The sequence below is a fragment of the Streptococcus oricebi genome (genome assembly GCF_017883985.1).
Lineage (GTDB): Bacteria > Bacillota > Bacilli > Lactobacillales > Streptococcaceae > Streptococcus > Streptococcus oricebi.
In genome coordinates this window covers 551,166-558,658 of record NZ_PRDG01000001.1, presented here as the reverse complement: position 1 = coordinate 558,658, position 7,493 = coordinate 551,166, and the positions used below count along the sequence as shown (strand labels likewise).

Annotated in this window: 9 protein-coding genes; 6 read left to right on the top strand and 3 right to left on the bottom strand. The window is 40.6% G+C overall.

Features of this window, described 5'->3' with window-relative positions:
* Positions 1-197: 197 nt before the first annotated feature.
* The 3 genes from C4K46_RS02640 to recX all read right to left on the bottom strand — a co-directional run bounded on the left by C4K46_RS02640 (position 198) and on the right by recX (position 2,082).
* Entirely contained in the window at positions 198-515 is a 318-nt protein-coding gene (locus C4K46_RS02640) for a DUF960 domain-containing protein (RefSeq protein WP_209627075.1), read from the bottom strand.
* A 170-nt stretch (positions 516-685) separates the two neighbouring features.
* Entirely contained in the window at positions 686-1,219 is a 534-nt protein-coding gene (gene ntdP, locus C4K46_RS02635) for a nucleoside tri-diphosphate phosphatase (protein WP_209627073.1), read from the bottom strand.
* A gap of 86 nt (positions 1,220-1,305) precedes the next feature.
* Positions 1,306-2,082 (bottom strand): recombination regulator RecX, encoded by a 777-nt coding sequence (gene recX / locus C4K46_RS02630; RefSeq protein WP_209627071.1) that lies wholly within the window; start codon positions 2,080-2,082, stop codon positions 1,306-1,308.
* A 37-nt stretch (positions 2,083-2,119) separates the two neighbouring features.
* On the opposite strand from recX, the gene rlmD reads away from it, so the two are divergent.
* The 6 genes from rlmD to C4K46_RS02600 all read left to right on the top strand — a co-directional run bounded on the left by rlmD (position 2,120) and on the right by C4K46_RS02600 (position 7,485).
* A complete protein-coding gene (gene rlmD, locus C4K46_RS02625) occupies positions 2,120-3,472 on the top strand; it encodes a 23S rRNA (uracil(1939)-C(5))-methyltransferase RlmD (RefSeq protein ID WP_209627069.1) in 1,353 nt (450 codons plus the stop codon).
* A 168-nt stretch (positions 3,473-3,640) separates the two neighbouring features.
* The gene (locus tag C4K46_RS02620) at positions 3,641-3,871 is read left to right on the top strand and encodes a DUF1858 domain-containing protein (RefSeq protein ID WP_209627134.1); all 231 of its coding nucleotides are present in this window, start codon (positions 3,641-3,643) and stop codon (positions 3,869-3,871) included.
* A 1-nt stretch (position 3,872) separates the two neighbouring features.
* The gene (locus C4K46_RS02615; RefSeq protein ID WP_209627067.1) at positions 3,873-5,213 is read left to right on the top strand and encodes a DUF438 domain-containing protein; all 1,341 of its coding nucleotides are present in this window, start codon (positions 3,873-3,875) and stop codon (positions 5,211-5,213) included.
* Positions 5,214-5,228: 15 nt separating this feature from the next.
* The gene (locus C4K46_RS02610) at positions 5,229-5,483 is read left to right on the top strand and encodes a DUF1912 family protein (RefSeq protein WP_209627065.1); all 255 of its coding nucleotides are present in this window, start codon (positions 5,229-5,231) and stop codon (positions 5,481-5,483) included.
* A 155-nt stretch (positions 5,484-5,638) separates the two neighbouring features.
* Positions 5,639-6,172, top strand: a complete 534-nt coding sequence (locus tag C4K46_RS02605; RefSeq protein ID WP_209627063.1) for a DUF5067 domain-containing protein — start codon at positions 5,639-5,641, stop codon at positions 6,170-6,172.
* Positions 6,173-6,567: 395 nt separating this feature from the next.
* Positions 6,568-7,485: a hypothetical protein gene (locus C4K46_RS02600; RefSeq protein ID WP_209627061.1), complete on the top strand. Its 918-nt coding sequence runs from the start codon at positions 6,568-6,570 to the stop codon at positions 7,483-7,485.
* The last annotated feature ends 8 nt before the right edge of the window (positions 7,486-7,493 follow it).

Sequence of the window (7,493 nt, the reverse complement as noted above, 5' to 3'; positions counted from 1 at the left end):
AGTAGCTCAGCTTGGTAGAGTACTTGGTTTGGGACCAAGGTGTCGCAGGTTCGAATCCTGTCTTCCCGATTATATGGACTGACTACTTTGGGTAGTTTTTTTATTTGTCAAATACCCATGGTGAAAACCCAAAAGAAGAGGACCCTAAAGGCAGGGTCCTCTTTTAATATAGGCTATTTCTAACTTTGCACTTCAATCTACATCAGAGAATATTCATCGGCTAGCATAATGGTTTCTTTTCCTTGATTGTCAGTGACATAAATTTTTCTGGGATAGAAGGGGTCAAAACTATAGGGTGAATCAAAGATAATAGTGGTCGGGAGATTTTTTTCAGAGAAGCGAAAACTAATTTGTCCAGCCTTGTTTAGTAGTTCAAACTGGATGAGCTCGTTTAATTGAAAAACGCCTTTGAGATAATTATCGATAATATACCAAAATGCATCAATAACTTCTTCGGGGAGGCTAGTGACAACGCCAAAACTAGCATAGCGTCCTTTTGTGTCTGTAAAGGCCATAATAAGAGCTCCTTTCCATTTTTTCTAAATCTATCTAGTCAGAATTGATTAGTCATTTTTTAGTTTTTCAAAGACTAGAGGCTCTTATATGATACAGAAATTCAAGCGAGAATGCAAGAAATTAGTATCTATGGGGCATAGAAAAAAGAGCTTGCGCTCTTTTGACAACTTTAACGATTTCTCAGTTCTATATAGCGTTTGTACCAAATGTTGACATAGGCCTGGGAGAAAGGACCACGTCCCTGGTTAATCCAGTCTACTAAGATTTTGACATTTTCTTTGAGAATATAGTCTAAATCATCCGAGTAATTCATTTTCTTTTTATGGCGTTCATACTCTTCTACATCTAGGAGACGTTTTTCACCATCGGCAAAGACCTTGACATCGAGGTCATAGTCGATATATTTGAGGGCCTCGCCGTCCAAATAGTAGGGACTAGCTAGATTGCAGTAGTATGAAGTACCGTTTTCGCGAATCATAGCGATGATATTAAACCAATACTTTTTATGAAAATAGACGATAGCAGGTTCTCGTGTAACCCAACGACGGCCATCGCTTTCGGTGACCAGGGTATGATCATTTACTCCGATAATGGCATTTTCTGTTGTTTTTAGTACCATGGTGTCGCGCCAAGTACGGTGCAAACTTCCATCATGCTTATAACTTTGAATTGTAATAAAGTCGCCTTCTTTGGGGAGTTTCATAACTTACCAACTTTCTACAATTTTGAAGTTTCTCATCCTTATTGTAACATATTTTCATGGAAAAGCCTAAATTTTCCCTGAAATTTTTAGAAATATTCTCTAAGAGCACTTGCAATATCTGAAAAGTCGAAGCCCTTGCGGGCCAAAGCCTGGGTTAATCGTTGCTTGAGTTCATAGTCCTGATACTTTTTGCTATACTTGCGATAGTATTTGTCTAATTCTTGGTAGAGAAGGTCTGCCTCTTGTTCGGGCTTTTCTTCAATGGTCAGTTCTTCAAAGGCTGTCTGGGCATCGGGATAGGAAAAGCCCTTGTTGACTAAGGATTGGAGGATTTTGTCCTTTAGGGCCTTGGCTGCAAGTTTCTTTTCATATTTTTTTAAAAGTTTTTCTGCCACTTTGCTGGCCAAGGGAGCGAAATCATGGCTTTCAAGACTTTTGTCAATGATGGAGCGCTTAATCCCTTTTTGACTGAGTTTTTGCTTGAGGACATAGGGGCCCTTATCACCAGAAAGGAGATTGGACTGGATAAGGCTATCGCTGTATTTTTGATCATCAATCCAGCGATCAGCACTCAATTTATCCAAGACCTGCTCCAGCACCTTATCTGAGATTTCGTGCTTGACTAGGTAGTCTCTCACCTCTTTCTTGCTTCGCTGCTTAAAGGAGAGATAATAGAGGGCTAGGTTTTTTCCGTAGGAAAACTGGGCATAGTCTTGAATTTTTAGGAGCTCCTCTGGACTCACTTCCTTATCCCTTGACAACATGAAGTGGACGATTGTATCCTCTGTAATATAGAGGGATTCCTCATGGTCCAGTTCTAGCAGATAGAGGCGCTTCTTCTTTTCTAGTTTAGTGATTTTCATATCCCTATTTTACTACATTTTTTAGTATAATGATAATATGAAAGTGAAACAAAGAATCCCTTTGAAGATTAAGCGAATGGGTATCAATGGAGAGGGGATTGGTTTTTATAAGCGAACCTTAGTTTTTGTACCGGGGGCTTTGAAAGGGGAAGAGGTTTTTTGTCAGATAACCAGCCTCAAGTCTAATTTTGCCCAGGCCAAATTACTAGAAATCAATAAGAAGTCCAAGTTTCGTGTCCAAGCTCCTTGTGCTATCTATGAGGCCTGTGGTGGCTGTCAAATCATGCACCTACGCTATGATAAACAGCTTGATTTTAAGGAGGATCTGTTGCGGCAGGCTCTTAAAAAATTTGCACCAGCGGGCTATGAGGATTACGAAATTAGACCGACCCTTGGTATGGAGGAACCGGAATACTATCGGGCCAAGTTGCAGTTTCAAACACGTAAGTTTAAGGGGCAGGTCAAGGCGGGACTTTACGCTCAAAATTCCCACTATTTGGTCCAACTTAAGGACTGCCTGGTCCAAGATTCAGAAACCCAGCGAATCGTTAACCGGGTGGCTGAGCTGTTGACTTTTTATAAACTGCCAATTTATGATGAGCGTAAGATTGCAGGTGTTAGGACTGTGATGGTCAGAAGGGCCAGAAAGACCGGGCAGGTTCAACTGATTTTCGTGACCAGTCGCCAGCTAAATTTTAGGGATTTAGTTGGGGATTTGACCAAAGAATTCCCGCAAATTAAGACGATAGCGGTCAATTATCAGACTAGCAAGTCCAGTGAGATATATGGGGAAAAGACAGAGCTCCTTTGGGGGCGAGAGGCTATCGAGGAAGGGGTACTAGACTATGAATTTTCCTTGTCACCACGGGCCTTTTATCAGCTCAATCCCCAGCAAACCCAGGTCCTTTATAGTCAGGCCTTAGAGGCCTTAGATGTGAATGAGACAGAACATTTAATCGATGCCTACTGTGGTGTGGGGACCATTGGTTTTGCCTTTGCTAGAAAGGTCAAGAGTCTGAGAGGTATGGACATTATACCAGAAGCGATTGAAGATGCTAGGCGGAATGCCAAACGAATGGGCTTTGATAACACCCATTATGAGGCAGGGAAAGCAGAAGTCATCATTCCTCGTTGGTATAAGGAGGGCTATCGGGCAGATGCCATGATTGTTGACCCACCTAGGACAGGCTTGGACGACAAATTATTAGCAACCATTCTGCGTTATGCACCAGCTAAGATGGTCTATGTCTCCTGTAATGTCTCAACTCTAGCGCGCGACCTGGTCCAGCTCAGCCAAGTCTATGATGTGGTCTACATCCAGTCTGTGGACATGTTTCCCCATACAGCCAGGACAGAGGCCGTAGTCAAGTTACTCAAAAAGAAAAAGTAAGAGGTGTCCAATCAGAGTTTCCTGACCTACCAGTCTAACTTGGAGACCTAGGAGAATTTGGCAGTGCTTAGTAGGGAAAATCTTTGCTAGGAAAAGCTCGAGAGAAGAATCGGACTATAAGGTAGGCTCTTTTTATGGTATAATGGAGAAAAAAGTGAGGTGTTTATGATGAATAATGTCATTGATTTATCGATTCCAGTTGCTGAAGTATTGGACCAACATCCAGAAGTTTTGGAGCTTTTGCTTGGTTTGGGCTTTGCTCCCCTGGCCAATCCGCAGATGAGAGAAACAGTTGGCCGTCAGGTTAGTCTCCTGCAAGGAGCTAGCATGCATGGACTTCCACTTGAAAAAATCAAGGAAGTATTTGAAGTAAACGGCTATGAAGTAACAGGCTTCTAGCATGGCTAGCGAAAGAATTGAGGTCTTGAAGTCCATTTTGCTCGATCTCCATAATGGAGCTTCGGCAGAGTCTGTTCAAGAGCTCTTTAATGAGCATTTTACCGGTGTTTCAGCCATTGAAATCAGTCTGATGGAGCACGAGCTGATGAATTCCGATACGGGAATCACCTTTGAAGATGTGATGTCGCTCTGTAATGTCCATGCCAATCTCTTTAAGGGAGCCATTCAGAATATCGAGGTGGCGGACAGTGACCATCCTGGCCATCCTGTCCAAGTCTTTAAGCAGGAAAATCTGGCTCTTAGAGCGGCCCTCCTTAGGGTTAGGCGGCTTTTGGCTAGCTATGAAGAGGCTGAAAACTCGGATATGAAAGGAGAGTTGGCCAAGGGTCTACTCCGTCAGCTGGGTCTAGTGGGGCAGTTTGATATCCATTACCGGCGAAAGGAAGAACTGATGTTTCCGATTATGGAAAGCTATGGTCACGATTCTCCTCCACGGGTCATGTGGGGAGTGGATGACCAGATTCGCGAGCTCTTTCAGCAAGCCCTAAGCAAGGCCCAGGACCTTCCAGAGGAGGAAATTGCTGACGTTCAAGCGGCTTTTGAAACTTTTGCGGCAGAATTTGAGGCCATGATTTTTAAGGAAGAATCAATTTTGCTGATGATTCTCCTGGAGTCCTTTACACAAGACGATTGGCTCAAGATTGCGGATGAAAGTCCTAGCTACGGTTATGCCATCATCCAACCCACTGAAAAGTGGCAGCCCCATCGACAATCCTTTGAAGAAGAGCCAGATGATAGGGAGTCAGCAATTTCCCAGTTCCACTCACTGGCAGAGGGAACCCTAGAGCAAATCATTGAGACGCCCGAGGGAGAGATTCGGATTTCTTATCAGGCTAAGGAAAAAAAGCCCAAGTTGGCAGATCGCTTTAGCCAGCAGCCCTTTGGGCATGGTTACTTATCGCTTGAGGAAGCTAATCTTATCCTCAACCACCTGCCTTTGGAGATTACCTTTGTCAATAAGGAGGATATTTTCCAGTACTATAATGATAGTGGGCCAGCCGATGAGATGATTTTTAAGCGGACTCCTAGCCAGATTGGTAGAAATGTTGAACTTTGTCACCCCCCCAAGCTGTTAAAGAAAGTTCGAGCAATTTTTGATAGCTTGCGCAAGGGGGAAAAGGACAAGTTTGAAATGTGGTTTAAGTCCCAATCGAGGGGAAAATTTGTCCATGTGACCTATAGAGCGGTGAGAGATGAAGCAGGTCTTTTTCAGGGGGTTTTGGAATATGTGCAAGATATCCAGCCCTTTAGAGATATTAAAGAGGATTTCTACAGTGAGTAGATTAGAAAGTGTGTTATGACCTACGAGAAAAAATTTTTGGATGACTTTGAAGCCTGGGTCAAGACCCAGGTCACACTCAACGACCTAGCCCTTAAGGAAAGTCAGAAGGTCTTTGAAGAAGACCAGGACGAGCGGGCCAGGGATGCGGCCATTCGCTATGAGAGTCGGCTAGACGCCTATCAGTTCCTCTTGGGCAAGTTTGCCAACTATCATGAGGGACGAGACTTTCATGATTTGCCAGAGGAGCTCTTTGGTAAGCGGAATTATTAGATAGATAAGAAAGGGGGTAAAAGGACACTTTTGCTCCCTTTGTATAAATATGTGCATTTTTCACAAAAATGTAATACGAACTTAACTTTATATGCAGTGACTTGCTACCTTTCTTATGGTAAACTAATACTATATAAAATTAAAGGGGAAATTTTATGAAAAAATTATTATGCTTAGGTTTAACTATTGCATCAGTCACTGTTTTGGCTGCTTGTGGTAGCGAAACCGCTAGAGGGATTCAGACGTCGTCACAGTCGTCGACCCACAAGACGGAAAGAAAGAGTAGTGCTGGTTGGAACAGCAATATTCAGACTTACACAGGTAGCAGTGTTGACCTCAAGATTGATAATCTTGAAAAGGCAACAGATGCTGAAGGAAAATCCACTCTCGTATTACACTTTACTTTGACAGATAAAAGCGCCGGGGAGCAAACCTTGCAATTCTTGTATCAAGGGATGATTGATGCCTATCAAGAAAAGGACGGAGCTCTACAACGCTTGGCCTTTAATGCGGCTTCAAGTGACCAAGGAGAAAGTCACTTACAAGATGTAGTTAAAGATGGACAAACCCTATCTGGTTACTATGTCTATACAATCGATGAAACTGCTAGCAAGCTAGTCTTTGACTTTAGAGACAGCTATATGCAAACTTCTGATAAATTTGAAGTGCCACTTTCAGAACTTTCTTGATTTTTTGCTCTATCTTTGATAGAATAGGAATGTTTAGAGGTGTTTTGAGAAGAGCATTTTACAGAAAATGGCGGTGCTGAGAAGTCCATAAATGTGTCAAAACTGGTTGCTAAATTTCTAGACCATACTGGGGTTTGGTATCTCTTAAGTCCTTGTTGCTAGCTTTAGGAGAGCTGGCTGGCCTTGACTCCAAACCAAGCAGGTTTCTAGACAGATTTGATAAGATTTAAAGTTGCGGATACACAAGTATCCGAATATGGGTGGTACCGCGGATTTCCAAGAACTAGCTGGATCAAGATGAAAAAACTCATCTTGGCATCAGTAGGTCTCTTGATAAAATATTCGTCCCTGTCTCGAAAGAGGCGGGGATTTTTTGGTTGGAGAGGAGGAAAAGAGTGGGTAGCAAAACGAAATTGCTTAAAGTAATTTGGGATTATTTTGTTCGTTTTTTCAAAGATATAGGATTTATAGAAGCAATTATTCTAGGATTATTTCTTATATTATCTAGTTTTAAAGTCATTTCTGTAAAAAGTAATAATTTATGTACTATATTTATTTTTATAATATTATTTATTTGTGCACTAAGTTATTTATTTACTAAAAAGCCAAGGAAAGTGGATAAAATTATTGGTAGCAAAGAATATAAAAAAGTAGTTTCTTTGATTAGAGCCATTTTATATTTTTTCTATTTAGCAATCATTTCAGGAATAGTTTTACGTTATCTTCCAATGTCACCCAAAGATGGCCATTTGGTTAAAGAGCTTGTAAAGCTTATTATAGTTATAATGCTATATATTGAAGTGCTTCTTATTCTTAGTGGATGGAAATTTTCTGATTTAATATTACTTTTTTTACTGCTAATTCCGCTCATTATTCTCATTGGTGGTTTTAATATAAATTGGTGGGCAGCAATTACTGCTTTTATGGTACTTTGGAATTTTATCAATTCTAAAGAATTCTTGGAATTGATACATAAGGGAAGAAAAATTGTAAAAGTACCTAGAAAGTTTAGTTATACTTGGAAGCGTAATAGATTAGTTGCATATTTATCTACATTTTTACTATATATAGCATTTATTTTTTCTTCATTCTTTGAAAATGAAAAAATGTCAGCTTTTTATAAGGGATCACTAAGAATACAGACATTTGTATATATGTTTGTGATAGGAACATTTATATCAATATTTTGTTTATTATATTATAAATTTTCTACGGAAAAAAATCTTAGTAGATCGAGGAAGGTAATTATTTTTATAGGGGATTTTTTAAAACTAGGAGAAATAAAATCAATTCTATTTCCATATTTAAAATAAAGGAGAAC

Coding starts and splice junctions, on each gene's coding strand:
- C4K46_RS02640 (WP_209627075.1), bottom strand. CDS start 515: ATGGCCTTTACAGACACAAAAGGACGCTATGCTAGTTTTGGCGTTGTC.
- ntdP (WP_209627073.1), bottom strand. CDS start 1,219: ATGAAACTCCCCAAAGAAGGCGACTTTATTACAATTCAAAGTTATAAG.
- recX (WP_209627071.1), bottom strand. CDS start 2,082: ATGAAAATCACTAAACTAGAAAAGAAGAAGCGCCTCTATCTGCTAGAA.
- rlmD (WP_209627069.1), top strand. CDS start 2,120: ATGAAAGTGAAACAAAGAATCCCTTTGAAGATTAAGCGAATGGGTATC.
- C4K46_RS02620 (WP_209627134.1), top strand. CDS start 3,641: ATGAATAATGTCATTGATTTATCGATTCCAGTTGCTGAAGTATTGGAC.
- C4K46_RS02615 (WP_209627067.1), top strand. CDS start 3,873: ATGGCTAGCGAAAGAATTGAGGTCTTGAAGTCCATTTTGCTCGATCTC.
- C4K46_RS02610 (WP_209627065.1), top strand. CDS start 5,229: ATGACCTACGAGAAAAAATTTTTGGATGACTTTGAAGCCTGGGTCAAG.
- C4K46_RS02605 (WP_209627063.1), top strand. CDS start 5,639: ATGAAAAAATTATTATGCTTAGGTTTAACTATTGCATCAGTCACTGTT.